The sequence below is a fragment of the Candidimonas nitroreducens genome (assembly GCF_002209565.1).
Classification (GTDB): Bacteria; Pseudomonadota; Gammaproteobacteria; order Burkholderiales; family Burkholderiaceae_B; genus Candidimonas; species Candidimonas nitroreducens.
In genome coordinates, this window is the sequence record NZ_NJIH01000012.1 from 1 (window position 1) to 25,787 (window position 25,787).

Genomic DNA, 25,787 nt, shown 5'->3' on the forward strand with positions numbered 1-25,787 from the left:
GGCGGCGCCGATAGCCGGCGCGGCTGCAGCGCCAACGGCGCCGACGGCCGGCGCCATGGCCCCGGCTGCGCCAACGGCGGGTGCGGCCGCCCCTGCGGCTGCGGCGCCGGCGGCCGCCGCGGCCTGGGCGGCGGGAGCGGCGGCCGTTGCGGCATCGCCCCCTACTTGGGCCAGCACGTGCATGGCGCTATGAAGTAAATCGAACATGTCTCGTTCCTATCTGCTGTCAGTCTGGTACGAATCTATAAAACGAAATCGAAGGGAATATCGGCCATGGCGGCAAAGGCCACGCCGTTTTCCGTGTAAGGCTTGAAGCGGGCCGAACGCGCCGCGTCCAGCGCCGCGTCGTCGAGCCGCGTGAAGCCCGAAGAGCTGCGCACGGTCGCCTTCATGACCTCGCCCTTGGGCGAGATCACTACCCGTATCACTACCCTGCCCTGCTCGCCGCGCCGTTCGGACAGGCGCGGATAAACCGGCACCGGCCTGCGGCCCAGGTAATCGATGCGGCCGATCAGCCGCGGACGATTGGGGTCGACCGGCTTGGCCGGCGCCTTGGCCACTTGTTGCTCGTCGGCGTGGCCGGACGGCGCCGCCGCCTGCACCGGCTCGGGCGCGGGCTTGACCGGCTGCGGCCGTGGCTTGGGCCGCGGCTTGTGCACCGGCTTGGGCTTCGGTTTCGGTTTGGGCTTCGGCTTGGGCGGAGGCTCGGGCTTGGGTTCCGGCTTGACCTCGGGCTTGGGCTCGACATGTTCTTCGGCAGGCTGCTCGACCAGCGGAGGCGGCTCCTCCACAGGGGGCGGGGGCTCTTCCACGGGAGGCGGCTCTTCCACAGGAGGCGGAGTCTGCTCTTCAGGCGGCGGCGGAGGCTCTTCCTCCGGCTCGGGCGGGGTTTCTTCCTGCACCGGCTCGGGTTCGGGCGGCTGCACCTGCTCTACCGCGGGTGTTTCGGTGGGCGCCGTATCGACCGGTTCAGGTGCGATCTCGACAAAGCGCAGCTCGGTGGAATCCGCCGGCTCGATCTCGGGCTTGACGGTCGAGGTGCTGAGAATGCCCGCCAGCACGGCAACGTGCAAGCCGAGTACCAGGAAAGCCGCCGAGATCTTGATCAGTACCGAACGGTTTTTAGCAGGGACTCGCAGGCGCGTCATGAATGCGGCAGACACTAGAAAGGAAAGGGTTGCTCAAAGCCCCCGCGCACGGGCTCTGCGCAGCCGCGCAAGGCACGGCACCGTCAAGCCCCTGTCACAGGGAAGACAGCGATGTTAACAAAAATAGGAATTATTCGCAATATCAGGGTGCCACTTATCACAGAGTGCCACGCTGTTAGTGCCATGCTGGCCGCGACCCGGCCACTGCGCTGCAGCGCGACACCGGGTACTACCGGCATCGCGCTGCGGCCCGCATTACTCGTTCACGGCAATTCCGGTGTCATGGATGATCTGCGCGAATTTCGCCGACTCGCTGCTGCGGAACGCCGCGAATTCCTGGGCGCTCATGGGCGCCGGGATCGCGCCTTGCAGTTCCAGGGTCTTCACGAATTCAGGGTCGCGCAGTATTTTCACGGTCGCGGCATTGAGCGTGTCGATGATCGCCTTGGGTGTGCCGCCGGGCGCAAAAAGGCCGAACCAGTTGACCAGGTCGTAGCCGGCGAATTGCGCCGTGCCGGCCAGCGGCGGCACCTTCGGGAAGGCCGACATGGGCTGGGTGGATGTCACCGCAATGGGCCGCACCTTGCCGCTTTGTATGTAAGGCTGCAGCGCGGCGCCGCTGGCGAAAGTCATGCTTACGTGCTGCGCGGCCACGTCGGCGATCTGCTGCGCGGCGCCTTTGTAGGGGATGTGGCGTATGTGCGTGCCGGCCATCTTGTTGAAGAGCTCGCCCGACAGGTTCTGGATATTGCCCACCCCGCTCGAGGAATAAGTCATGGCCCTGGGATGCGCCTTGGCGTATTTGACCAGTTCCGCGGCGTTCTTGACGGGTATCCCCATGTTGACCACCAGCAGGTTGGGTATCCGCGCGATCAGGGAAATGGGCGCCAGATCCTTGGCCGGATCGTAGGCCATGTGCTTGTACAAATGCGGGTTGATGGCGGTCTCGCCGGAACTGGCCAGCAGTATGGTCAGCCCGTCGGGTTTGGAATGCGCCACGTAGCCCGCGCCTATCATGGCGCTGGCCCCGGGCTTGTTCTCGACGATGACCGGCTGCTTCAGCGCCTCGTTGAGCTTCTTGGCGAAGATGCGGCCGACGATGTCCACGCCGCCCCCCGCCGAAAACGGCACCACGAGGCGTATCGGCGCGTCCGGATACGACGCAGCCGCGGCGCTGCCGCCCGCCAATGCCAGCACGGCCGCACACACGCCTGCCGGCAATACCCGGCGCAGGCCCTTGCGCTTGTAGAATGAAATCATGCTTGTCTCCTTGAAATTGATGAAACCGATGAGCTTGCAGCGGTCTTGAAGACCACGCTGACCGGGCTGCCCACAGGCACGACCGGCGCGGCCAGGCGCAAGGCGCCGGAATCCGGATCCACATGGAAAACCGCGATGCCGTCGCTGTCTTCGTGGGCGACGAACAGGCTGCGGCCGTCCGGATCCAGGGTGATGAAACGCGGTGTTGCCCCCAGGGCGTCCTGCACCCCCAGAAACTCCAGCCAGCCGCTGGCGGCGTCGATCGCATACATCGCGATACTGTCCAACCCGCGGTTGCTGGCATAAAGAAAACGCCCGGCCGGATCGACCACGACGCCCGAGGCGCGGCTGTTGCCGGTGTAGCTCTGCGGCAGGGTCGGAATGATCTGCAGCGGCTCCAGCCGCGCCGTGCCCGGCTCGTAGCGATACGAGGTCACGGTGGAATCCAGCTCGTTGACCACATAGGCCAGCGGCAGCCGCGGATGAAACACCAGGTTGCGCGGGCCCGCATGCTCGCGGCACACGGCATACGACACCGGCCGCAGACGGCCCTCTTCGAAGGCCAGGCAGAACACCCGATCCAGCCCCTTGTCGGGCACTAGCACGTGGCGCCCGGCAGGGTCGAAGGGATTGAAGTGCGGCTTGGAATGCGGCTGCTCGATGCGGTGCGGGCCGGCTGGCCCCTCCAGGCGCAGCGTCTGCGCCACCGTGCCGATCCGGCCCTCGGGCGAAATCGGCAGCACCGCCAGCGAACTGGACAAATGGTTCGACACCACCAGGAAACGCTCGCTGGGATCCAAGGCCAGATGCACCGGATTCGTGCCGCCCGTGTCCTGCGTGTTCAACAAGGCGATGCGGCCGTCCTCGCCGATGTCGAAAGAACTGACCTGCCGGCTGTCGCCATGCACCGTATACAGGTGGCGCTGGGCGCGGTCGATGGCCAGGAACGAAGGGTTCACCAGCCCGCCGAACTCTTGCAGCAGCGTCAGTGCCGCGCGGCCGGGGTCATAGCGGAACACGCTGATGCCCTTGCCGCGGGCATTGCGCTCGCGCGTGGTGCGGCTGCCCACGTAGGCAAAGTACGAGCCGGCGCCGCCCGTCGGCAAGGGCTCTTGTGGCTGTGCCTCTTGTGGCTGTGCCGCGTGCGCTCCGTGGGCCGGAGCGCTCATCGGGCAGTTCCTTGCAAGCCGCCGTCACCGGCCTGGGCGCCGCCCGTGCCGGCCATCTTGCGCACCACGAAAGGCAGCACGCCGCCGTGGCGCAGATAAAGAATTTCCTGTTGCGAGTCGATGCGCAGGGTCAGGCCCAGTTCGGTGCCGCGCCCCTGCGCGTCGCGTATGCGCAGCGTCACGGCATTGGCGCCCACGGCGATGTGCTCCAGGCCGTCGAAGTCCAGTTCTTCGTCGCCGCGCAGCCGCAGGGCGCCGTAGTCGAAGCCGGCCGGGAACTCCAGCGGATACACCCCCATGCCGATCAGATTGCTGCGGTGTATGCGCTCGAAGCTGAGCGCGACCACAGCCTTGACCCCCAGCAAAGCCTGGGCCTTGGCCGCCCAGTCGCGGCTGGAGCCCGCGCCGTAGTTGATGCCGCTCATGATGACCAGGTCGATGCCGCGCTCGATGTACGGGCGCGAGGCCTCATAGACCGGCAGCACTTCCGTGTGCTCGACATTCCAGGCATGGCCGCCGCTGCCGGCCTGCTGCACGCCCTCTATCAGATTGCGTACCGCGACATTGGTATAGGCGCCGCGCAGCATCACCTCGTGGTTGCTGCGGCGCGTGGAATATTGATTCAAGTCCTCCGAGCGCTCGCCGCGCTGCAGCAGCCACTGCCCCGCCAGGCTCGACGCCGGAATCGCCCCCGCCGGCGATATATGGTCGGTCGTGACGTTGTCGCCAAGCTGCATCAGCACGCGCGCGCCTTTTATCGCGCCGCGCAGCGGGGCCTGTGCAGGCACCGATTCCAGGTAGCCCGGGCGGCGCAGATACGTGGAGCGCGGATCCCAGGCATATAGCGTGCCGTGCGGCGCTTCGAGCCGCGCCCATTGGGGCGTGCCGTCCCAGGCGCTGCGGGCGCGCGCGCGGAAGTCTTCGGTGCGCACCCAGTGCGACGCCAGCTCGCGCACCTCGGCGTCCGAGGGCATCAGGTCGCGCAGGAACACCTCGTGGCCGGCGGCATCGCGGCCTATCGGCTCGGCACCGATGTCTATATCTATCGTTCCCGCCAAGGCGTACGCCACCACCAGCGCGGGCGAAGCCAGATAGCCTGCCGGCACTTTCGGATTGACGCGCCCGGCGAAATTGCGATTGCCCGACAGCACCGCAACGCCCTTGAAGCCCCGGTCGGCCAGGCTTTCCATGTGCGGCTCGAGGCGCCCCGAATTGCCGATGCAGGTCATACAGCCGAAGCCCGTCAGGTCGAAGCCCAGCGCGGCCAGATCATCGAGCAGGCCCGAAGCGCGCAGATAATCGGCGACCACCTGCGAGCCCGGGGACAAGGAAGTCTTGACCCAGGGCTTGGGGCGCAGCCCCAGGCCGCGGGCCTTGCGCGCCAGCAGTCCGGCCTGGATCATCACGTCCGGATTGGCGGTGTTGGTGCAGCTGGTGATGGCGGCGATCACCACCGCCCCCTCGCGCGGGCTGCCCACGCCCGCCGCAGCCGCGTCGGCTCCGGCTGCAGCCTCTATGGTTGCGGCGCCGCCTGCGGCACCTGTTGTGGCCTGCTCCCCGGGCAGCACCGGCCGCCGGCCGGCAGCGCCCTCTTCCCGCACGTGCCCGATCGGCACTTGATCGAAGAAGGAACGGCGTGCCTGTGCCAGGCTGCGCCGCTGGTGCGGCTGGAAGGGGCCGGCCACGCTGGGCTCGACGCTCGCAAGGTCGAGCTCGAGCACCTCGTCGAAATGCGGCTCGGGCATATCGTCGCGACGCCAGAGCCGTTGCGCGCGCAGGTAGCTGCCTACTCGTTCCAGGTGCTCGCCGCTGCGACCCGACAGGCGCAGATAGCGCTGTGTTTCATCGTCGTAGGGGAAGAACACCACCGTTGCGCCATACTCGGGCGCCATGTTCGAAACAGTGCCGCGCGCGCCCCAGCCCAGCGTCGACACACCCGGGCCGTAGAACTCGACGAACTTCCCGACCACGCCGCGGGCGCGCAGCAGCTCGGCCAGCCGCAGGGCCAGGTCGGTAGCTGTCGCGCCGGCCGGCAGGCGATTGCTCAGGCGCACGCCCAGCACGCGCGGAAACGGAATCGGCACCGGCTCACCCACCAGCGCGGCCTGGCCTTCCAGGCCGCCCACGCCCCAAGCCAGCACGCCGATGGCATTGATCATGGGGGTATGGCTGTCGGTGGCCACCATATCGTCCGGATGCAGCAGCATGCCGCCGCCGGGCATGGCTGTCTCGCACACCACCTGCGCCACGACCTCCATGTTCATCTGGTGGATGATGCCGGTGCCGGGCGGAATCACCTTGAAATTGTCCAGGCTGTTCTGCGCCCAGCGGATGTAGCGGTAGCGTTCACCGTTGCGGCGGAAATCGATGTCCAGATTGCGCTGCAGCGCATCGGGCCGGGCGTATTCCTCGACGATCACCGAATGGTCGATGGCCAGCACGGCGGGAATCACGGGATTGACGCGCGCCGGATCGCCGCCCAGCGCATGCACCGCATCACGCATCCCGGCGAAATCGACCAGAGCCGGCAGACAGGTGGTGTCGTGCATCATCAGGCGGTTCGGATAGAACGGCACCTCGCAGTCCGGCCCCTGACCCGCGGCCCGCGCCAGCACCGAGTCCAGCGCCTGCGGCGCGCAGCGCGCCACGTTCTCGATCAATAGCCGCAAGGAAAAAGGCAAGCGCGCCAGGCGTTCGGCGCCGACCACCTTCAGCAGATCGACGTATTGATACGGCCGAGCGCCGACAGTAACGGAGCTCAGGTGTTGCGGCAGAGGTTTGATGTCCATGATCGCGTTCGCATTTCCAGTTCGGAAATGCGCTTGCGGCGAGGCCGCGCACTTCCACATGCAGCAATGCTAGCGATGGGACGGATCAGCGACAATTGGTCATTTGCCACTGCTGCGTTCTCGTTTGGAGAACGCGTGGCTGCCGAGCGCGCGTATAAAAAAAGCACTTGAAAGAAATTTTCAAGTGCTTTGATCGGCTGCGGAAATCTTGGTGGGTGCTACAGGGGTCGAACCTGTGACCTACGCCTTGTAAGGGCGCCGCTCTACCAACTGAGCTAAGCACCCCTTTGTGTCGTGTGCCAGGGGCCGCCAGATTTCCCGCGAAATGCGAGGGCCAGATTATAGCCAGTCGCAGGTGCCCGCGCAAATAGCGCGGAGCACCAGACCGTGCATTAGTTGACGGCGTCTTTCAGGGCTTTGCCCGGACGGAACTTGGGTACCTTGGCCTTTTTGATCTTGATGGCTTCGCCGGTGCGGGGATTGCGGCCGGTGCGGGCAGCGCGTTCGGACACGGCAAAGGTACCGAACCCAACCAAGGTCACCGAACCTTTCTTTTTGAGAGTGGTCTTGACTGCGCCGATGAATGCGTCGAGCGCACGGCCGGCGTCGGCCTTGGACAGATCGGCTTTACTAGAAATGTGTTCGATGAGTTCAGTTTTGTTCATTAAGGTTCACCCCTAGAAATTATTAAAACCAGACGCCCCCAACGAAAGAGTGCAGTCTGGCGCTTTATTGAAAGACCGGCAGCGAACGCGATCTGCCGGGCTGCCTTATAACCGTCGATGGCTTTTTTACGCAAGCGGCGCAAGCAAGACATGCGATCCGTTTGCTAACGCGTATTAAGCCTTTTTAAAAAAGGGCTGTCAAGCAAAACACCCCTCAAGACCCGCATCGTTACTGGCTTTTTTGTTTCCGAGTGACAACATTGTCAATTTTCTTCAAGACTATGGCTTGCGGGCCGGCCCCGCGCACCACACTGGCGCACCCGCGCGCACGAGCCGGCTGCCATGCGCGCCCCGCTGATGTATTCTCCGGGAAGCTGGCACCCAAGCCTGCACACGCAATGTTCCCGCGATGAAATACGACCTGACGACGCTTGCCATCCTGCTTGCGGTGGCCGAAGAAAAAAACCTTACACGGGCCGCGCGGCGCCGCCACCTGGCGGTCTCGGCGGTAAGCAAACGCATCAAAGAACTGGAAGACCAGGTCGGCGCGCCGCTGCTGGCGCGTTATTCGCGCGGGGTGGAACTGACCCCGGCCGGGCAATCCATGGTGTTCTACGCGCGCCAGCTGCAAGCGGTTCTGGGGCAGATGGAAAACGAATTGGCCGATTACGGCGGCGGCATCAAGGGGCACGTGCGCATCCACGCCATCACCTCGGCCATCGCCCAGTTTCTGCCCAGGGACATCGCGCGCTTTGTCGCGGCCTACCCCCTGATCCGCTTCGACATCGAGGAGCGTGTCGGCTCGGCCGTGGTGCAGGCCGTGTGCGACGGCAGCGCCGATCTGGGCATCTTCGCGCAACAGACGCCGGCGCAGGGCCTGGAAGTGTTTCCCTACCGGCGCGACGAGCTGATCGCCCTGGTGGGGCGCGGCCATGCTCTGGCGCGCAAGAGCCGCGTAACATTCGACGAAATCATCGAGCACGAGTTCGTCGGCCCGCACGTGGACAGCTCGGTGCATACCCTGCTGACGACCGAGGCCGCACGACGCGGACGCAGCCTGGCATTCAAGATCCGCATCAGCAGCTTCGAGAGCATGTGCCAGATGGTCGAGGCCGGCCTGGGCCTGGCGCTGATGCCGCGCGCCCTGGCGCAGCCGCACCTGAAGGGCACGGGCCTCAAGGCCCTGACGCTGAACGAACCCTGGGCGCGGCGCGATCTGCTCATGGGGGTGCGCAGCCTGCGCGATGCCACGCCCACGGTCAAGGCCCTGCTCGACAGCTTGAGCGGGCGCGGCCAGGCCGATTGAATGAAGGCCGGGCAACGGCGCAGCTGCCCCGGGCCGGCAAGCCCGGCGCCATGCAATCCGGCAAGCCGGGACACGAGCCGGGACAGGATGTAAGCCGGGGCGCGAGCCGACCGGCTACTCCATGGCCAGCAGCATGTCGTCGATGATGTCCTGCGTGTCTTCGATGCCTATGGACAGCCGCAGCTGGTTGTCGCTGATGCCCATGAGCGCGCGCCGCTCGGCCCCCATCTCGTAGTAGATGGTGTGCGCCACGGGCAGCACCAGGCTGCGGGTATCGCCCAGGTGGGTCGCCAGCGCGAACACGCGCAGCCGATCCAGGAACTCGAACACATCCAGTTCGTCGACCAGCTCGACCCCCATCAGCGCGCCATAGCGGCCGCCGAACAGCTGGCCGGCGCGCTCGTGCTGCGGGTGACCGGGCAGACCGGGGTAATGAACCCGGGCGACCTTGGGATGAGCCTGCAAGGCCTGCGCCAGGGCCAGCGCATTGGCGCAGCACTTGTCCATGCGCAGCGCCAGCGTCTCGGCCCCGATCGCGATGCGATGCGCCGCGTCGGCGGACAGCGTGCCGCCCATGTCGCGCAGGCCTTTTTTCTTGATCTGCAGCAGGCCCCAGCCGGCGGGATCGCCCTTGCGGTAGGGTTCAGCGATAGTGTCGTAGCCCGACCAGTCGTACAAGCCGGTACTGGTGACGGTGCCGCCCAGCGCGTTGGCGTGGCCGCCAATATGCTTGGACAGGGAATTCACCACCAGCGATGCGCCGACGTCTATGCCGCGGCACAGCCAGGGCGTGGTCAGGGTATTGTCGACCACGTAGACCAGATTCTTTTCCTTGCACCACTGGCCGATGGCGGCAATGTCGGCGACTTGCGTGCCGGGATTGGCGATGGTCTCGGTGAAGACCATGCGGGTCTCGGGGCGCCAGGCGCGCCGCACCGCATCGATATCGGTCGCATCGACCAGTGTTACCTCTACGCCCAGGCCGGCCAATGTGCCCAGCAAGCTGTTGGTGTTGCCGAATATGTACTGGCTGGTAATAAGGTGGTCGCCGGCGCGCAGCAGCGTGAAGAACGTCGCGGTGAGCGCGGCCATGCCGGTGGCGAAGCTGACCGAAGCCTGCCCGCCCTCCATCCGGGTTATCTTGGCCTCGAGCGCCGCGGTAGTGGGCGTGCCCTGGCGCGCGTAGGTAAAGCCCGATTTGCCCTGGAACACCGCCGCCAGCTCGCGCGAACTGGAAAAGGCATATTGGGACGAGGGATGTATGGGCTTGTGCACCGCCCCGTGCTCGACCTGGGAACGCCGGTCGGAATGCAGGATAGTCGTAGTGAAACCGTTCTTGTCGGCCATGATTGCCATGTGTTGTAGCGGGAAACAAGCAGGAATCATACTACTGCGGCGATACCGCCAAGCCGGCCGGCCCTGTCCAATATCAGATGAGTCCGGGCCGAGTTCCGTGATGCCGACATCAGACAATGTCTGGAGCCGGCCGCGGCCCGGCCGCTGCGGGCCTTCAGCGGCGCTGGCGCACCGCCTCGTACAGGCAGACGGCGCTGGCCACGCTGACATTCAGGCTCTCGACCGAGCCCAGCATGGGGATGGTGACGCGCTGGTCGCAAAGCTCGGAAGTCAGGCGCCGCATGCCCTCGCCTTCGGCTCCCATTACCCAGGCCATGGGCCGGCGTGCATCCACATCGTATAGCCCCTGGGCCGCCTGGTCGTCGGTACCCACCAGCCATATGCCGCGCTCTTTCAGGCGCCGCAGGGTGCGCGCCAGATTGGTCACCATGATGTAGGGCACGGTCTGGGCCGCGCCGCAGGCCACGCGCTGCACCGTAGCGTTCAGGCCGACGGCGCGGTCGCGCGGCGCCAGCACGGCATGCACGCCGGCAGCATCGGCCGTGCGCAGGCAGGCTCCTAAATTGTGAGGGTCGGTAACGCCGTCCAGCACCAATAGCAGTGCCGGGTCGCTGCGGTCTTCCAGCAGATCCAGCACTTCGTCCACATCGACCGCCAAGGCCTGGGCTTCGGCCAGCCCCACCACACCCTGGTGCCGCAAGCCATGCGCCAGCCCGTCGAGCCGCTCGGCCGCGACCGGATGCACGCGCACACCCGCCGCCTGGGCCTGCTGTATGAAGGCTTGCATGCGCTTGTCGCGGCGCGAAGCCTCGACGTAAAGCTCTTTGAGCGTGGCCGGCGCATGGCGCAGGCGGGCGGTCACGGCATGGAAGCCGGCCAGGACTTGATGTGACGACATGTTCGTTCCTCGAAAACCAGGCGGGCGCCGCAAACCAGGCCACCGAAAAGACCCGGCCCGTAGGCCTTGCCGGCCGCTGGCATTTACCCCATACCAATGGAGGGACTTATAATGCCACTGTCCGCGACGCCATGACGCCGGTAAGCGGAAAATGCAGGCAAAAAAACAAAAAACCCCGCAAATCGACGATTTACGAGGCTTTATGTTCAAAGCTGTTGGTGCCCAGGAGAGGACTCGAACCTCCACACCTTGCGGCACATGGACCTGAACCATGCGCGTCTACCAATTCCGCCACCTGGGCCAACTATGCTTTGTCGCGTACTGCTTTTTGCGAAGGCGCAATCATACTAGATTTTTGCCGACGCTGCTTGGGGCTTGGGCCTATGCCCGGCGCACCCGTAGCTTTGCACGTACCTTCTTCAATACTTCTTCACTATTTCTTAGCTGCGTGACCCGTTTTTTATCGAGCACGACTCGCTAAGAGGCGCTAGTATATCCTACTTTGTTACCCATCGGAAACCCTCTTTTGACCAAACGATCCAAGAACGAAAGCAACAAAAGCGAGATCGCCCAAGGCGGGCCCGAACTGCCCGCCGATTACGATCCGGACGTCCCCAGCCGGGAGTCCATTCTTAAACAGATGCGGGCCTCGACCGGGCCCCTAGCCGTGAACGAACTCGCGGCCGCGCTGGGAGCCGACGTCCCTATTTCCCACGGCTTCGAACGCCGCCTGAAAGCCATGGAACGCGACGGGCAACTATTCGTCAATCCGCAAGGGCGCCTGGCGCTAAGCGGCAAGCTGGACTTCATCGCCGGGCGCGTGCAGGGGCACCGCGACGGCTTCGGCTTCCTGTTGCGCGACGATGGCGGGCCCGACCTGTTCCTGTCGCCGCGTGAAATGCTCAAGGTTCTGCACGGCGACCGGGTGCTGGCCAGGCCCGACGGCGAATACCGCGGCAAGCCCGAGGCCACCATCGTCGAAGTGGTGGAACGCCGCACCGACAAGCTGGTCGGACGCTTCCTCAAAGAACGCGGGGCGCTCATCGTCGCACCCGAAGACCAGCGCATCAAGCACGACATCCTGATCCCGCCCGGCGACACCGCCGGCGCCGAAAACGGCCAGGTGGTCACGGTGCAGATCGTGCAGCAGCCCACCCGCCACACGCAGCCCATAGGCCGCGTGGTCGAAGTGCTGGGCGAGATCGACGACCCCGGCATGGAAATCGAAATCGCGGTGCGCAAGTTCGACGTGCCGCTCGACTTCTCGGAAGCGGCGCTGAAACAGGCCGCCAAGCTGCCCGCCATCGTCCGCCCTGGCGAGATCAAAGGCCGCATCGATCTGCGCGACGTGCCTTTCGTAACCATAGACGGGGAAGACGCGCGCGACTTCGACGATGCCGTGTTCTGCATGCCGGTCGACACCGGTACCGCCAAGCGCAAGAAACCCGCCTGGCGCCTGCTGGTGGCCATCGCCGACGTGAGCCACTACGTGCGGCCGGGCGATGCGCTGGACGACGACGCGCTGGAGCGCGGCACCAGCGTCTACTTCCCGCGCCGGGTCATACCCATGCTGCCCGAATCGCTGTCCAACGGCATCTGCTCGCTCAACCCCAAGGTCGACCGACTGGTCATGGTCTGCGACATGGTGGTGCAGGCCAGCGGCGCCAAGGCGGGCACGGTCGGCGCCTACCAGTTCTACGAGGCCGTCATCCATTCGCATGCCCGCACCACCTACACCGACGTGTGGGCCGCCCTGCAGCAGCCCACCGGGCCGGCGGCGCAGGCGCTGGGCGAGGTGCTGCCGCATCTGCAGAACCTGTACGAGCTGTACCAGCTGTTCGCGCAGGCGCGCGTCAAGCGCGGCGCCATCGATTTCGACACAGTAGAAACCAAGATCATCTGCAACCCGCTGGGCCGCATAGAAAAAATCGTTCCCTATGCGCGCAACGACGCGCACAAGCTCATCGAGGAATGCATGCTGGCGGCCAATACCTGCGCCGCCGATTTCATCGTGCGCAACAAGCGCCAGGGCCTGTACCGCGTTCACGAAGGGCCGACCCCGGAAAAGCTCAAGGCGCTGCGCGAATACCTGCGCAACCTGGGCCTGAGCCTGGGTGGCGGCGACGAGCCCGGCACGCAAGACTACGCGCGCCTGGTGCAAGAAGCCGGCAAGCGGCCCGACTTCGAGATCCTGCAGACCATGTGCCTGCGTTCGCTGCAGCAGGCCATCTACAGCCCCGAACCCCTCGGGCATTTCGGTCTGGCCTACGAGCATTACACGCACTTCACCTCGCCCATCCGCCGCTATCCCGACCTGCTTACGCACCGCGTCATCAAGTCGATACTGGCCGGCAAGCACTACGTGCCGCAGCTGGCCGATGTGCCGGCGGCCGTGGCGCTGCCGCGCGGCGAACGCGAACACGCCGTGTGGGAAAAACTCGGCGTACTGCTGTCGGCGCGCGAACGCCGTGCCGACGACGCCTCGCGCGACGTCGAGGCCTGGCTCAAGTGCTGGTTCATGAAAGAGCGCGTGGGCGAAGTCTTCAGCGGGCGCGTCACCGGCGTGGCCAGCTTCGGTGTATTCATCACGCTGGACACCCTGCACGTGGAAGGCATGGTGCACGTCTCCGAGCTGGGCTCGGACTATTTCCAGTTCAACGAAGCCATGCACGAGCTGCGCGGCGAGCGCACCGGCATCCGCTACCGCCTGACCGACGCGGTTCAGGTGCAGGTCTCGCGCGTCGACCTCGAGGCGCGCCGCATCGAATTCCGGCTGGTCAAAGGCACGGGCTTCAAAGAGCTGCAGAAATCCGTGACCGGCACCGAAGCGGCGCCGCAACGGCGCGTCAAGCGGGCGGCCTCGGCCAAGCCCGAGGCGCTCAAGGGTACGACCTCGCGCGAGCGGCGCGCAGCGGCCAAGCGCAGCGCCAAGGCTACCGCAAGCGCGCGTAAATCGGGGCGCGGGCGGCACTGACGGCGCGTACCGGCCGGGCCGCGTCAGGCGGACAGGGCCTTGGACATGGCGACGTGTTCGATGCCCGCTTCCATGTACGTGGCGCCCTGCGCGACGAAGCCATGGGCTTCGTAGAAGGCGCGGGCATGCACCTGGGCCGACAACACTACCTGCGGGTAATTGCGCGCGCGGGCCTCGTCCACCAGCGCCATCAAGATGCGCGAGCCCACGCCGTGGCCACGGTACGGAGCCCGCACCGCCATGCGCCCGATGTGCGCATCGCGCAGCAGCCGGCCCGTACCCACCGGCACGTCCCGCCCATCGTAGGCCACCGCGTGCAGGCTGACCGCATCTTCGCCATCGGCTTCGATTTCGGCCGGCACATGCTGCTCGTCCACAAAGACCTCGTAGCGCACCGCCAGGGCGTCCCGCTGGCAGGTGGGCCAGTCGCCCAGCAGCACTCTGACCTGCTGCCCGTTCTGTTTGCCGTGTAAGTTCTTGTCCATGTGCATACTCCCGACATGTCGCCAGCGTTATGGCGACGCAAGCCCTGGGGCCATGGGCGGTGCGGCTGCGGACGGCGCAGCGGCGCTGCCGCAACATGGCCCCGCAACGATCGTGGCCGGCACACCCGGCGGCGTCAGCCGGCCAGCTTCAGGCCGACGATGCCGACGATGATGCAGGCCACGCTCGCCAGCCTGGGCAGGCTGGCCGAATCGCCGAACAACACAATGCCCAGGATCACGGTACCCACCGCCCCGATGCCGACCCAGACCGCATAGGCCGAGCCCACCGGCAGGGATCTGAGCGCCACGCCCAGCATCGCCACGCTTAGCGCCATGCTGGCCACGGTCCAGAGCGTCGGCCAGAGGCGCGTGAAGCCCTCGGTATACTTCAGGCCTATGGCCCACCCCACTTCCAACAATCCGGCAAGCACCAGCACCAGCCAAGCCATACTGCACTCCTTACGGTATAAAGGGGCCGTCCCCGGTCATGGCCGCGGAAGCCGCAAGGCCGGCATGGCGCCGCGCAGGCTTCCGGCAACGGGGCCGTCCCCGCTGTCCGAAGGCCTCTGATTCTACTACTATCGATTTCCGGCTCCCGCCCCCCTTATTGCCGATTGCGCCCGCCTGGACTCCATGCCTGCCCTACCCGAAGCCGCCAGCATTTCGTCCGCCGCCGCGCTGGCCATATTCGCCGCCACGCTGTTCCTGGTGGTGCGCCGGCCGCGCGGGCTGGACATAGGCTGGAGCGCGTTGGCCGGGGCGGCGCTGTGCCTGGCCCTGGGGCTGGTGCATGGGGAAGACGTGCTGCACATCTGGCACATGGTGTGGAATGCCACCGCAACGCTGGTGGCCATCATCATCAGCAACTCGCTGCTAGACGAAGCGGGCTTCTTCAAATGGCTGGCGCTGCATGTAGTGCGCTGGGGCCGCGGGCACGGCCGCCGCTTGTTCATCATGGTGGTGCTGTTCGGCGCCTGCGTCTCGGGCCTGCTGACCAACGACGGCGCAGCCCTGATACTCACTCCCATCGTGGTCGAGATCCTGGTGGCGCTGGGCCTGACCGGCGCGAGCCTGTTCGCCTTCGTGCTGGCGGCGGGCTTCATCGCCGACACCGCCAGCCTGCCCCTGACCGTGTCCAACCTGGTGAATATCCTTTCCGCCGATTTCTTCGGACTGGACTTCGGCGGCTATGCGGCCGTGATGCTGCCGGTGAACCTGGTATCCATCGCCGCGAGCCTGGCGGTGCTGCTGCTGTACTTCGGCAGGCTGCTGCCGCGCCGCTACGAGCTGGGCGCCCTGCCCGCCCCCGCCAGCGCCATCCGCGACCGCCGAACCTTCCACGCGGGCTGGGTCTTGCTGCTGGCGACGCTGGCCGGCTTTTTCTTCCTGGGCAGGCTGCACGTCCCCACCAGCGCCATCGCCGGCACGGCCGCCCTGGTACTGCTGCTGGTGGCCGGGCGCGGGCGGGCGATCAGCACGCGGCGCCTGATGCGCCGGGCGCCCTGGAACATCGTGTTCTTCTCGCTGGGCATGTACCTGATCGTGCTGGCCCTGCGCAACGCCGGATTGCTGGGCTGGCTGTCGGCCCTGTTCCAGTGGCTGGCCGATGCGGGGCTGTGGGCCGCCACGCTGGGCACCGGCCTGACGGCCGCATTCCTGTCGTCGATCACCAACAATCTGCCCGGCGTGCTGCTGGGCATGTTGTCGATACAAGACAGCCATGCCCCCGAGCTGGTGCGCCAGGCCATGGTGTACGCCAATATCATCGGCAGCGACCTGGGCCCCAAGATAACGCCCATCGGCAGCCTGGCCACCCTGTTGTGGCTGCATGTCCTGGCCGGACGCGGCATCCGCATAGGCTGGGGCGCCTATTTCCGCACCGGCATTGTGCTGACGCTGCCCGTGCTGCTGTGCACGCTGGCGGCGCTGGCGGCCTGGCTGCAAATTACCCATTAGACCGCTTATTCATCGTTATATACAATTACGCTATAAGAGAATATCTATATAGTCGTTTTAGAATAAGCGCCCAGCCGCTAGACTTTGCGCTGGATGTCCTTGCTTATATTAGAAAGATCCTCAATGAACACCCTGGTTTCCACCCTGAATCCCGCCCGCGGCGGCGCTTCCGCGCCGCGCATCAATTACATGCCGCTGCTGGTGTCGCTGCTATTGCTGGCCGTGGGCGCCAACTACCTCGCGCAACAGGCCGGATGGCGCCAAGGCTCGCTGTGGATCATCGGCGCGCTGCTGGGCGTAACCCTGTATCACGCGTCTTTCGGGTTCACCCAGGCCTGGCGGGTATTCGTCGCCGACGGCCGCGGTGCCGGCCTGCGCGCACAGATGATCATGCTGGCCCTGGGCGTGGTGCTGTTCTTCCCGGCGCTGTCGCAGGGCAGCTTGTGGGGCGAGCACGTGTCGGGCATTGTGGCGCCGGCCAGCCTGTCGGTGGTTATCGGCGCATTCATCTTCGGCATCGGCATGCAGCTCGGCGGCGGCTGTGCCTCGGGCACCCTGTTCGCCGTGGGCGGCGGCAGCACCCGCATGATCCTCACTCTGGCCGGCTTCGTCGCGGGCTCGGTGCTGGCCACGGTCAACTTCACCTGGTGGGCAACGCTGCCCTCGCTGCCGCCCACATCGCTGGTCAAGGAATGGGGCTGGCCCACCGCGCTGGTCGCCAACCTGGCGGTGTTCGCCGTCATCTATTGGCTTACCACGGTCATAGAAAAACGCCGCCATGGCAGGCTCGTGGCCCCCGCCAACCCCGGTGCCGGCAAGCCCGCGTGGTGGCAGGCCATACGCGGCCCCTGGCCGTTGATATGGGGCGCAGTCGCGCTGGCGCTGCTGAATTTCGCCACGCTGGCCGTGTCGGGCCGCCCATGGGGCATCACTTCCGCCTTCACCCTGTGGGGCGCCAAGGCCCTAGATGCGGCCGGCACCGATGTGGCCTTCTGGCAATACTGGGCCAACGACCAGGACACGCTGTTCGCGCCGCTCAGCCACGACGTCACCACGGTCATGGACATCGGCATCATGCTCGGCGCCCTGGTGGCCGCCTCCCTGGCCGGACGCTTCTCCCCGGTCTGGAAGATCCCGCTGCGCTCGCTGCTGGCCGCGGCGGTGGGCGGTGTCATGCTGGGCTTCGGTGCCCGGCTGGCCTGGGGCTGCAATATCGGTGCCTATTTCAGCGGCATGGTGTCCGGCAGCCTGCACGCCTGGATCTGGCTGCCCAGCGCCTTCGCCGGCAGCGCCCTGGGCGTACTGCTGCGCCCCTGGTTCGGGCTGTCCGTCGAGAAGACCGCGCAACCGTCCGGGTGCTGAACGCCTGGGCTGGTAATTAGCGGCCTTGCTGCCGCTGTAGCTCTGCAAACGACACCAGCCGGCCTGCCAGGGCGCTCGCCGCCACCGTGGGCGGGCTGGCCAGCCAGACCTGCCCCGGCCCCGAGCGGCCGGGGAAATTGCGGTTGATGGCGCTGACAGTAACTTGCCCCGTCCGTTCCGACGAGCCCGGCCCGCAATTGGCACAGGCGCCGCAGGAAGGCTCCAGCATGCGTGCCCCCACGGCGGCAAACACGCGGTCGTAGCCGCGCCCCACGCAATAATCGCGCACGGCGGTCGTGCCGTACTGCAGGTACAGCGTGACCGAGTCGGGCACGCGCAAGCCGTGCTCCACCCCCCAGGCCAGTACGGCATAGTATTGGTCGAAGTCTTCACGCTTGCCGGCCGTGCACGACCCGCCATAGGCGATATCGATGGCGGCCCGCTCGGGCAGGCTGCCCAGCGCCACGCCGTTGCCCGGGTCGCCGGGGCGGGCCACCATGGGCGAGAGGCGGCTGCAATCCACGCGCAGCACGGCTGCGTAGCGGGCGCCGGGGTCGCTGCGCATCCAGGGCTCGAGCCGGAAATCGATGCCGCGGCGCTCGCGCAGGAAGCGCAGGGTTTCCGCATCGGGCGCCACGATGCCGGTCAAGCCGCCCAGCTCGGCCGTCATATTGGTCAGCGTGGCACGCTCGTCGGTAGGCAGCGCCGCCACGGCCTCGCCGCCGAATTCGAAGACCTTGCCTATGCCGGCGCCGCTGCGGATTTCGGGCCGCGCCAGCAGCTCCAAGGCGATGTCCTTGGCGGTAATGCCCGCGGGCAGGCTGCCCTGCAAGTCCACCAATATCGACTCGGGCAGCGGCATGCGCACCGCGCCGGTGACGAAGGCGTTGGCCATGTCGGTGGTTCCCACCCCGAAAGCCGCACAGCCCAGCGCACCGCTATGCGGCGTGTGGGAATCGGTACCCACCACGACCTGCCCCGGCAGCGCGTAGTGTTCGCTGATCATGGCGTGCGATATGCCGGCCACATTGGTGCCGTCGTCGCGCGCCGCCTCGGATTCGCTTAGCGTGCGGTGCGAGCGCAGGCCGTAGCGGGCCACGAAATCGCGGTGCGCCTGGCGCAGGCGCAGGATGTTCGGCACCAGCCCGCGCGCCAGGTGCATGGGGCTGGACTCCACATACGAGGTGTGATCCTCGAAGGCGATGATGGAGTCCTTGTCGTGCATGGACACCGGCGCGCCGAAGGCGGCATGCAGCATGTGCGCGCACATGCCCGTGTAGTACTCGTGGATGAAGCGCCAGTCGGCTCTGACGAACACACCGTCGCCCGGGTTTTGTGCATCGCGCGTGTATTCGGTCTGCAGCAGGTGGCGGGCGATGATTTTTTCGAACAGGGTTCTGGGCCGGCCTTCGGGCAGGCCTCGAGCCGATGGATCCTGTGACGGTAGATCCTGTGCCGATAGACCCCGCGACGGTAGATCTTGCGCCGATAGATCCTGCGCAGGCAGATCGTGGGCGGGCTCATCCGGCCGTCGATCCGCGCCGGCGGACGCATCATCCCGCCCGGAGCCCTGGTTCAAAGCGCCAGCCGGCGGCTCGGCCGCAACGGCGCCCGAGGGCTGCAGCCCGGCCATGTGCAGGCGCCCGAAGCGCAGCAGGCCGCCGCTGCCCAGTATGCCGGCGGCCAGCGCCTCGCGGCCGGCAAGCAGCTCGGCAAGCGGGATCGCCTCGCCCCGCTGTATGCGCGCTATCAGGCCGAAATCGGTCGAGGTGATCAGGCCGATATTGTCGGCGTTCTGCCGGTACAGGCGCTCGAAGCTCTCGGCCACGACCAAGCGGATGCCGGCCAGTTTTTCGGCGGCCGGGCTGTGCTCACGCGAAGAACCCTTGCCGTAGCGCTTGCCGCCGACCGTGACGCCGAATTTCCCCGCGAGCACGGCGTCCGGGCCGATGGGAATCTGCGCGCCGGCCCGCAGGCCGGTATAGGGGTAGCGGCCCAGTTGCTCGTCATAATGGGCCAGGGCCGCCATGGGCGTGATCTCGTCGGTCGAGACGTCGTCGCGCAAGGGGCCGGCGCGATCCAGGTCGAGATCCTGGCCGTCGAGCTGCAGCCTGATGAGGGCCGGATCCATGCTCAGAAACAGGATGCGCCCGAAAGACAGGGCATTTTGCGTAATGGCTTCCATCGGGAAATTATGTCGCGAATTGCGCACCGCCCGCAAGTGCTCAGGCGCGCAGGCCGGCATCGCAAACGGCGATGATCGGTTGGCGGGGCAACCGTGCCCAGTACTACGCGGTCGCACCCCGCAGCCTTGCGGCACATAGACCTCCAGGCGGCCGCTGTTGCGCACGCCGCCCCGCTTGCGAGAGCTTCCCGGGCGGCCGTCGGCCTCAGCCCTTGAGCGCCTCTATCAGCTCCTGCACCGCGCGGTGGCGCGGCGATTTGCGCATAGCGTACACGTACAGATCGCGCGCCGCCCAGCTTTCCGCCAGGGCGCGGCGCGCGAACTTGCGCGCGCCCGCATAAGCGGTCGCCGCACTTTGCGGCATGATGGCAATGCCCAGCCCGGCCTCGATCATGCGGCAGGCGATGTCGAAGCTGCTGACGACCACCTGCGGGGTATAACCGCCTGCAATCTTCCCAGCCTGGGTGCGCAGCAAATTATCCAATGCGCCGCCCGAATGCACCCATATCAGCGGATACTGCATCGCGTCGGCGAAACGCAGCTTCTTCGCCCCGCCCAGCGGATGCGCATTGAGCATGACGACGATCAAGGGGTCGGTGGCAAACGGCCACGCCTCCAGCCCGGCCGGCGACTCCGTCTTGACGCACACGCCCACGTCGGCCTCATCGTCCAGGCAGGCCCGTATCACTTCGGGGGTGTCGCGCTCTGCGATGGCTATCTGCACCGCGGGATACGCGGTGTTGAAAGCCTGCAGGCGTTCCGGCAGGAAGCCGATCAACGAAGACATATTGGCACACAGGCGCACCAGGCCGTTGACCTGGCCATCGAGCCCCAGCACGTCGCGCGCCAGCGCCTGCAGGTCTTTGTCGATGCGGCTGCCGCGTTCCCGCACCAGCGCGCCGGCGGGCGTGAGTTCTATGCCCTTGGGCGACCGAACCAGCAGCTTCACGCCCAGCATGTTTTCCAGTTCGGCAATGCGGCGGCTGAGCGCCGACGGAGCAATGTGTTCCCTGGCGGCCGCGCGCGAAATCGACCCCTCGGCCACGACCGCAATAAATAAATGCAAGCTGTAGGGATCGATGCGGCGAATCATGTTTCCGGTAGCGCTGCGAAAAGAAGGATCGCCCCGCAGTGTAACCCCGCCCGGCGCGACACCATCGTAATCGGCGATATGGGGCATCGCGGATTAACTCTACAGCGCAAAGCCGCGTGCCTCTTAGAATCGTCGCCGGGTGCAGGCATATCGACGCGCACCGGCGCGTGGGCCGACGGCCGTACCGCTCGTCCCGGCCGGCGCCGGCGCAGCGCCTGGACAGCACATCCATCACTCGAGGAGACCAGACAAAATGAAAGCAACTCACCGTATCGCCGTGGCCTGTGCATTGGCCCTGGCCGGCAGCACCGCCTGCATCGCGGCATGGGCGGCGGGCGCCTACCCCAATCACCCCGTGCGCCTGATCGTAACCAGCGCCCCCGGATCGGGGCTGGATCTGGTGGCGCGCGCCATTGCCCCGGACATGGGCAAGACGCTGAAGCAGTCCTTCGTGGTCGAGAACAAGGCCGGCGCCGCCGGCATACCGGGTACCCGGGAAATCGTGAACGCGGCCCCCGACGGCTACACGCTGGGCCTGGTGTCGTCCAATCACGCCATCAACCCCAGCATGCACGCCGACCTGCCCTATGACACGGTAAAGGACATCACCGCCATCACCCTCATCGGCTCCGTGCCGCTGGTACTGGCCGTCCCCGCCAAATCGCCCTACCAGACCGTGCGGCAGTTGATCGAAGCAGCCAAGGCCCATCCGGACAAGATCAATTTCGGTTCGGCCGGCGTGGGCAGCGCCCTGGACGTCGCCGGCCTGATGCTGGAAAAAATGGCGCACATCAAATTCATGCACATCCCCTACCGCGGCGGCAATCCCTTGATGACCGACCTGATGTCGGGCCAGGTGGCAACCGCCTTCCTGGCGGTCTCGACGGCCGAAGCGCAGATCAAGGCCGGCACCATACGCGCCCTGGCGACCAGCTCCGCCCAACGCCTGCCCTCCCTGCCCAACGTGCCCACGCTGGCCGAATCGGGCGTGGCGGGCTACCTCTACACGCCCTGGATAGGGCTCATCGGCCCGGCCAAGCTGCCCGCGCCGGTGGTTCAGCTGCTGCAAGCAACAGTGCATGACGTGATTGCCTTGCCCGGCGTGAAGCAACAGTTCGCCGTCCAGGGCTTCAACCCCAGCGGCACCTCTTCCGCCGAATTCCTGGACACCTTGAAGCAAGAAATCGTCTCGACCCGGGAACTGATGGGCGAGCGCCAGACGGCGAAAGCCGGCGGTTGAAGCAATAGCCTGTCGTCGCGCAGATCAACAAAGAAGACGGGCACAGGCGGCGCCGCAGTGGCCGGCCCCTGCCGCCGGCCGCCACGGCATCCCGGTGTTTGCCCCTGGCCGCAGTTCTGAAGTAAGGTGCAGGGCGAACGAACCACAAGGACGCCTAGCATGAGCCGCCTGTTCACCCGCCACACCGTCTTCCACCTCGTCATCCTTTTGACCCTGGTCACGCTGATACTTGCCGCAGTCGTCAGCGCCTGGTGGCTGGTCGGCACGCTGATCTTCGGCGCTCTGTCGCTGCTGGGGGTGATGGATCAGATCCAGACCCACCACACGATACGCCGCAACTATCCGGTCATCGGCAACCTGCGCTTCATATTCGAGTCCATCCGCCCCGAAATCCGCCAGTATTTTCTTGAAGACGACACGCAGCAGCTGCCCTTCTCGCGGGCCGACCGCTCGCTGGTCTATCAGCGCGCCAAGCACGTCATAGACAAACGCCCCTTCGGCACGCAGCGCGATGTCTACGGCACCGACTACGAGTGGATCAACCACTCCATGGATCCGGTTCATCCGGCGGACAGCGATTTCCGCATCACCGTGGGCGGCCCCGACTGCACCCAGCCCGTGCAGTTGTCGGTGCTGAATATTTCGGCCATGAGTTTCGGCGCCCTGTCGGCCAACGCCGTCCTGGCACTGAACAAAGGTGCCCTGCTAGGCAACTTCGCCCACGACACCGGCGAAGGCGGCATCAGCAGCTATCACCTGGCCAACGGCGGCTCGCTCATCTGGAACATCGGCTCGGGCTACTTCGGCTGTCGCGACGCCGAAGGCAATTTCTCGGAAGAAGCCTTCGTCGAACGCGCCACGAAGCCCAGCGTCAAGATGATAGAAATCAAGCTCTCGCAAGGCGCCAAGCCCGGCCATGGCGGCATTTTGCCCGGGCCCAAGGTCACCCCCGAAATCGCCGCCGCGCGCGGCGTGCCCGCCTGGCAGGACTGTAATTCCCCCTCCAAGCACAGCGCCTTCAGCACCCCCATCGAGCTGATGCAGTTCGTCGCCCGGCTGCGCCGGCTTTCCGGCGGCAAGCCGGTAGGATTCAAGCTGTGCGTGGGCCATCCCTGGGAATGGTTCGGCATTGCCAAGGCCATGCTCAAGACCGGCATCACGCCCGACTTCATCGTCGTCGACGGCGCCGAGGGCGGCACGGGCGCCGCGCCCATAGAGTTCGTCGACCACGTCGGCACGCCGCTGCGCGAAGGGCTGCGCCTGGTGCACAACACCCTGGTGGGCATAGGCTTGCGCGAGCGCATCAAGCTGGGCGCCTCGGGCAAGGTCATCAGCGCCTTCGACATGGCCCGCGTCATGGCCATGGGGGCCGACTGGTGCAACAGCGCCCGCGCCTTCATGTTCGCCATAGGCTGTATCCAGGCGCAGGTCTGCCACACCGGCAAGTGCCCCACGGGGGTCACCACACAAGACCCGAAGCGCCAGGCCGGCCTGGTGGTGGCCGACAAGTCGGTGCGCGTAATGCAGTTCCATCACAACACGCTCGCGGCCCTGGCCGAGCTGCTGGGCGCGGCCGGCCTGACGCACCCCGGCGAGCTGCGTCCGCACCACGTCGCCCGGCGCATCTCCAACGGCGAAGTGCGCGTGCTCTCGGCGCTGTTCCCCGACCTCGAAAAAGGCGAGCTGCTGGCCGGCAAATTCCGCCAGACCATTTTCCGAGTGGCCTGGCCCATGGCTCAAGCAGAGTCCTTCGCTCCCACCTACAGCCTGAGCGCGGCCCTGTCGGGCAATGCCGCAACGCCCGTGCCGCAGGCAGCGGCGGGAGACTGATCAAGCCTCAAAAGCCGATGGGGTAGAGCCGAAGAGCCTGCCTTGATCCTCCGAAAATGAAGAAGGGCCTGGCTTCAGGAATTTTGAGAATTACCGCATGCGGGTCTTGGCCCAGTGCGGTTGGAACGGGGTGATTAACCGAGTGTAATGAATGCCCTCATCCCCCGAAAATGGGGAAGAGCCGAGCCTGCGCCCATGCTGGGCGGACAATGGAAAAGGGCTTAGCGTGCGAACGCTAAGCCCTTGATATCTCTGGTGGCGCATCCCTGATTCGAACAGGGGACCTGCGGATTATGATTCCGTCGCTCTAACCGGCTGAGCTAATGCGCCAAAGCGCGACACTATAGCATAGTTTCGCTGGGCTTGCCGGCGCGGCCCGCAGGGCTCGCGCCGTGCCAAGGCGATGATTCTTTACACCGCAACACCGGCGGTCTTGATCACTATGCCCCACTTGCGGCTTTCCTCTTGTATTCTGTGGGCGTAGGCGGCGGAGCCTCCGAGCATGGGCTCGGCGCCTTCGACCACCAGCCTGGACTGGAAATCGGGCGTGGCGGCCACTTCCAGTATTTTCTGCTCCAGACTCGCGACCACATCCGCCCCGACCGACTTCGGGGCGAGAATGCCGTACGTCAGCGTGCTTTCAAAGCCCTTGAGTTCCGGCACCCCCGACTCGCCCATGGTGGGAATGTCTGGCAGCAGGTTCAGCCGCTTCGGGCTGGTGACGGCCAGGGCACGCAGCTTTCCGCCCTTGACCATGGCCATGGCGGCGGGGATGACGCTGAAGCAGAAGTCCACCTGGCCCCCGGCAACGTCCGTCAGCGCCGGCGCGGTGCCTTTGTAAGGCACGTGCAGCGCCTTGGCGCCCAGGGTCTGCAGCAGCATTTCGCCAGTGAGGTGGCCGCCGGTGCCGGTGCCGCTCGAGGCGAAATCCATGTCGCCGCCTTTGCTGCGCAAGGCATCGGCCAGTTGCTGGACATTGTGCACGGGAGAGTTGGCCGGCACGACCAGCAGCAGGGCCGAAGAAGCAAACATGGCCACCGGCTGCAGGTCTGTGGACGCGTTGAATTTCAGCTTCATGTACAGCACCGGGTTGATCGACACGGTACCGGTGTGGCCCAGCAAAAATGTATTGCTCTTGGCCGAGGCCCGCACGACTTGCTCGGTGCCCAGATTGCCGCCAGCACCCGGCTTGTTCTCGACGATGACATCCTGCTTGAACATTTCGCCCAGGCCGTGCGCCATCTGCCGGCCCAGCACATCGTTACCGCCGCCGGGCGCAAAGGGCACGATAATGCGCATGACAGGGCCGCCGCGCTGCGCCCAGGCCGTGGGCGCGGCGACAACGGCCATGCTCAGCGCGGCGGTCAGCGCGCGGCGACGTGGCGAAAACGAAGCTAAGGAACGAGCCATTGGATATCCCCCGAACTGATATGGATTGTTGAACTTGTTCCTGTATTATCCCCCAGCATGGCGCGCTCATCGCCCGCCATGGCCATCGCCCCCAGCCGGGACAGGCGCTACGCAAGCTTATTGCGCGGAATCCTTGCCGCGCCTGCGCGCGCCGACGCTGCTCTGCGTTTTGTAAGTGACGCCATGCTGCGCCAGGTATTCGCGTATGAGCTGGCGCACCACCTGCGACGGCGTCAGATCCTGTGCATGGCACAGTTTTTCGAATACTTCTTTTTTTACGGGATCGACCAGAACCGTCAATCGGGCACTCTTCGTTTCCATGGCTGTACCGGGATATATGTTAATAGAATTATAATGATCGAAGCAGCTGGCGCAAGTCGCGGTATCGATCACGGTATCGGCCGCGGTATCAGCCGCGGTATCAGCCGCGGTATCAGTCGCGGTATCAGTCGCGGTATCGGTCAAGGCATAGGCCGCAACCTCCTGGCAACAAATCAAGTGCCCGCTGTGCGCCACGGCTTGTCCCTGGCGAACCAACCCTTAACGGCGCGACACAAGCACCCCGCTCGCCCCGCCCCTGCACCCAATCCGTCCACGCTGCGGTAGCGGTACGGATGTGCACGCTCAAACGCTGCGGCCATTGTGTCTGCGGCAGCTATCG

19 protein-coding genes, 3 tRNA genes and 1 pseudogene are annotated in these 25,787 nt (G+C 65.8%); 6 read left to right on the forward strand and 17 right to left on the reverse strand.

Annotated features, from left to right (window positions below; genetic code table 11):
• From CEY11_RS25440 to CEY11_RS19910, 7 genes and pseudogenes are all read right to left on the reverse strand, one after another.
• A pseudogene (locus CEY11_RS25440) lies at nucleotides 1–207 on the reverse strand (hypothetical protein); the annotation flags it as partial.
• A gap of 35 nt (nucleotides 208–242) precedes the next feature.
• Nucleotides 243–1,148: an energy transducer TonB gene (locus CEY11_RS19885; protein ID WP_088605174.1), complete on the reverse strand. Its 906-nt coding sequence runs from the start codon at nucleotides 1,146–1,148 to the stop codon at nucleotides 243–245.
• A gap of 255 nt (nucleotides 1,149–1,403) precedes the next feature.
• Nucleotides 1,404–2,408 carry a Bug family tripartite tricarboxylate transporter substrate binding protein gene (locus tag CEY11_RS19890; protein ID WP_088605175.1) on the reverse strand — a complete coding sequence of 335 codons (1,005 nt, stop codon included), beginning with the start codon at nucleotides 2,406–2,408 and terminating at the stop codon, nucleotides 1,404–1,406.
• On the reverse strand, nucleotides 2,405–3,577 hold the full coding sequence (locus tag CEY11_RS19895) for a lactonase family protein (RefSeq protein ID WP_088605176.1): 1,173 nt from the start codon (nucleotides 3,575–3,577) through the stop codon (nucleotides 2,405–2,407). Before CEY11_RS19895 ends, CEY11_RS19890 begins: the two co-directional genes overlap by 4 nt.
• Entirely contained in the window at nucleotides 3,574–6,366 is a 2,793-nt protein-coding gene (gene acnA, locus CEY11_RS19900; RefSeq protein WP_088605177.1) for an aconitate hydratase AcnA, read from the reverse strand. Before acnA ends, CEY11_RS19895 begins: the two co-directional genes overlap by 4 nt.
• Nucleotides 6,367–6,575: 209 nt before the next feature.
• Nucleotides 6,576–6,651 (reverse strand) — tRNA-Val (locus CEY11_RS19905).
• Nucleotides 6,652–6,758: 107 nt separating this feature from the next.
• Entirely contained in the window at nucleotides 6,759–7,031 is a 273-nt protein-coding gene (locus tag CEY11_RS19910; protein WP_088605178.1) for an HU family DNA-binding protein, read from the reverse strand.
• 409 nt (nucleotides 7,032–7,440) lie between these two features.
• On the opposite strand from CEY11_RS19910, the gene CEY11_RS19915 reads away from it, so the two are divergent.
• Entirely contained in the window at nucleotides 7,441–8,337 is an 897-nt protein-coding gene (locus CEY11_RS19915) for a LysR family transcriptional regulator (RefSeq protein ID WP_088605179.1), read from the forward strand.
• A 114-nt stretch (nucleotides 8,338–8,451) separates the two neighbouring features.
• Here the strand turns inward: CEY11_RS19915 and CEY11_RS19920 are convergent, their stop codons facing one another.
• From CEY11_RS19920 to CEY11_RS19930, 3 genes are all read right to left on the reverse strand, one after another.
• Complete coding sequence (locus CEY11_RS19920) at nucleotides 8,452–9,684, reverse strand: cystathionine gamma-synthase family protein (RefSeq protein WP_088605304.1); 1,233 nt, start codon at nucleotides 9,682–9,684, stop codon at nucleotides 8,452–8,454.
• A gap of 163 nt (nucleotides 9,685–9,847) precedes the next feature.
• Nucleotides 9,848–10,591 carry a 23S rRNA (guanosine(2251)-2'-O)-methyltransferase RlmB gene (rlmB, locus tag CEY11_RS19925; protein WP_088605180.1) on the reverse strand — a complete coding sequence of 248 codons (744 nt, stop codon included), beginning with the start codon at nucleotides 10,589–10,591 and terminating at the stop codon, nucleotides 9,848–9,850.
• 216 nt (nucleotides 10,592–10,807) lie between these two features.
• Nucleotides 10,808–10,892: transfer RNA gene (locus CEY11_RS19930), tRNA-Leu, on the reverse strand.
• Between the two features lie 225 nt (nucleotides 10,893–11,117).
• Between CEY11_RS19930 and rnr the strand changes: the two genes are divergently transcribed.
• Nucleotides 11,118–13,565, forward strand: a complete 2,448-nt coding sequence (rnr, locus tag CEY11_RS19935; protein ID WP_088605181.1) for a ribonuclease R — start codon at nucleotides 11,118–11,120, stop codon at nucleotides 13,563–13,565.
• Nucleotides 13,566–13,588: 23 nt separating this feature from the next.
• On the opposite strand, the gene CEY11_RS19940 is transcribed toward rnr, so the two are convergent.
• Together CEY11_RS19940 and sugE are read right to left on the reverse strand one after the other, a co-directional pair.
• Nucleotides 13,589–14,050: a GNAT family N-acetyltransferase gene (locus tag CEY11_RS19940; RefSeq protein ID WP_088605305.1), complete on the reverse strand. Its 462-nt coding sequence runs from the start codon at nucleotides 14,048–14,050 to the stop codon at nucleotides 13,589–13,591.
• Between the two features lie 134 nt (nucleotides 14,051–14,184).
• Nucleotides 14,185–14,499, reverse strand: coding sequence for a quaternary ammonium compound efflux SMR transporter SugE (gene sugE, locus CEY11_RS19945; protein ID WP_088605182.1), 315 nt, complete (start codon nucleotides 14,497–14,499; stop codon nucleotides 14,185–14,187).
• Between the two features lie 184 nt (nucleotides 14,500–14,683).
• On the opposite strand from sugE, the gene CEY11_RS19950 reads away from it, so the two are divergent.
• Complete coding sequence (locus CEY11_RS19950; RefSeq protein WP_088605183.1) at nucleotides 14,684–16,006, forward strand: arsenic transporter; 1,323 nt, start codon at nucleotides 14,684–14,686, stop codon at nucleotides 16,004–16,006.
• Between the two features lie 123 nt (nucleotides 16,007–16,129).
• Nucleotides 16,130–17,368, forward strand: a complete 1,239-nt coding sequence (locus CEY11_RS19955) for a YeeE/YedE family protein (RefSeq protein ID WP_088605184.1) — start codon at nucleotides 16,130–16,132, stop codon at nucleotides 17,366–17,368.
• A gap of 16 nt (nucleotides 17,369–17,384) precedes the next feature.
• Here the strand turns inward: CEY11_RS19955 and CEY11_RS19960 are convergent, their stop codons facing one another.
• Nucleotides 17,385–19,553 (reverse strand): aconitase family protein, encoded by a 2,169-nt coding sequence (locus CEY11_RS19960; protein ID WP_233154993.1) that lies wholly within the window; start codon nucleotides 19,551–19,553, stop codon nucleotides 17,385–17,387.
• 205 nt (nucleotides 19,554–19,758) lie between these two features.
• A complete protein-coding gene (locus CEY11_RS19965; protein WP_088605186.1) occupies nucleotides 19,759–20,646 on the reverse strand; it encodes a LysR family transcriptional regulator in 888 nt (295 codons plus the stop codon).
• Between the two features lie 253 nt (nucleotides 20,647–20,899).
• On the opposite strand from CEY11_RS19965, the gene CEY11_RS19970 reads away from it, so the two are divergent.
• Together CEY11_RS19970 and CEY11_RS19975 are read left to right on the forward strand one after the other, a co-directional pair.
• On the forward strand, nucleotides 20,900–21,886 hold the full coding sequence (locus CEY11_RS19970) for a Bug family tripartite tricarboxylate transporter substrate binding protein (protein WP_233154994.1): 987 nt from the start codon (nucleotides 20,900–20,902) through the stop codon (nucleotides 21,884–21,886).
• Between the two features lie 159 nt (nucleotides 21,887–22,045).
• Nucleotides 22,046–23,716, forward strand: coding sequence for an FMN-binding glutamate synthase family protein (locus CEY11_RS19975; protein WP_088605187.1), 1,671 nt, complete (start codon nucleotides 22,046–22,048; stop codon nucleotides 23,714–23,716).
• Nucleotides 23,717–23,969: 253 nt separating this feature from the next.
• On the opposite strand, the gene CEY11_RS19980 is transcribed toward CEY11_RS19975, so the two are convergent.
• The 3 genes from CEY11_RS19980 to CEY11_RS19990 form a co-directional block, all read right to left on the reverse strand.
• Nucleotides 23,970–24,046 (reverse strand) — tRNA-Met (locus tag CEY11_RS19980).
• Nucleotides 24,047–24,127: 81 nt separating this feature from the next.
• Nucleotides 24,128–25,126: a Bug family tripartite tricarboxylate transporter substrate binding protein gene (locus tag CEY11_RS19985; RefSeq protein ID WP_088605188.1), complete on the reverse strand. Its 999-nt coding sequence runs from the start codon at nucleotides 25,124–25,126 to the stop codon at nucleotides 24,128–24,130.
• Between the two features lie 117 nt (nucleotides 25,127–25,243).
• Nucleotides 25,244–25,447 (reverse strand): CopG family transcriptional regulator, encoded by a 204-nt coding sequence (locus CEY11_RS19990; RefSeq protein WP_088605307.1) that lies wholly within the window; start codon nucleotides 25,445–25,447, stop codon nucleotides 25,244–25,246.
• Nucleotides 25,448–25,787 lie beyond the last annotated feature (340 nt).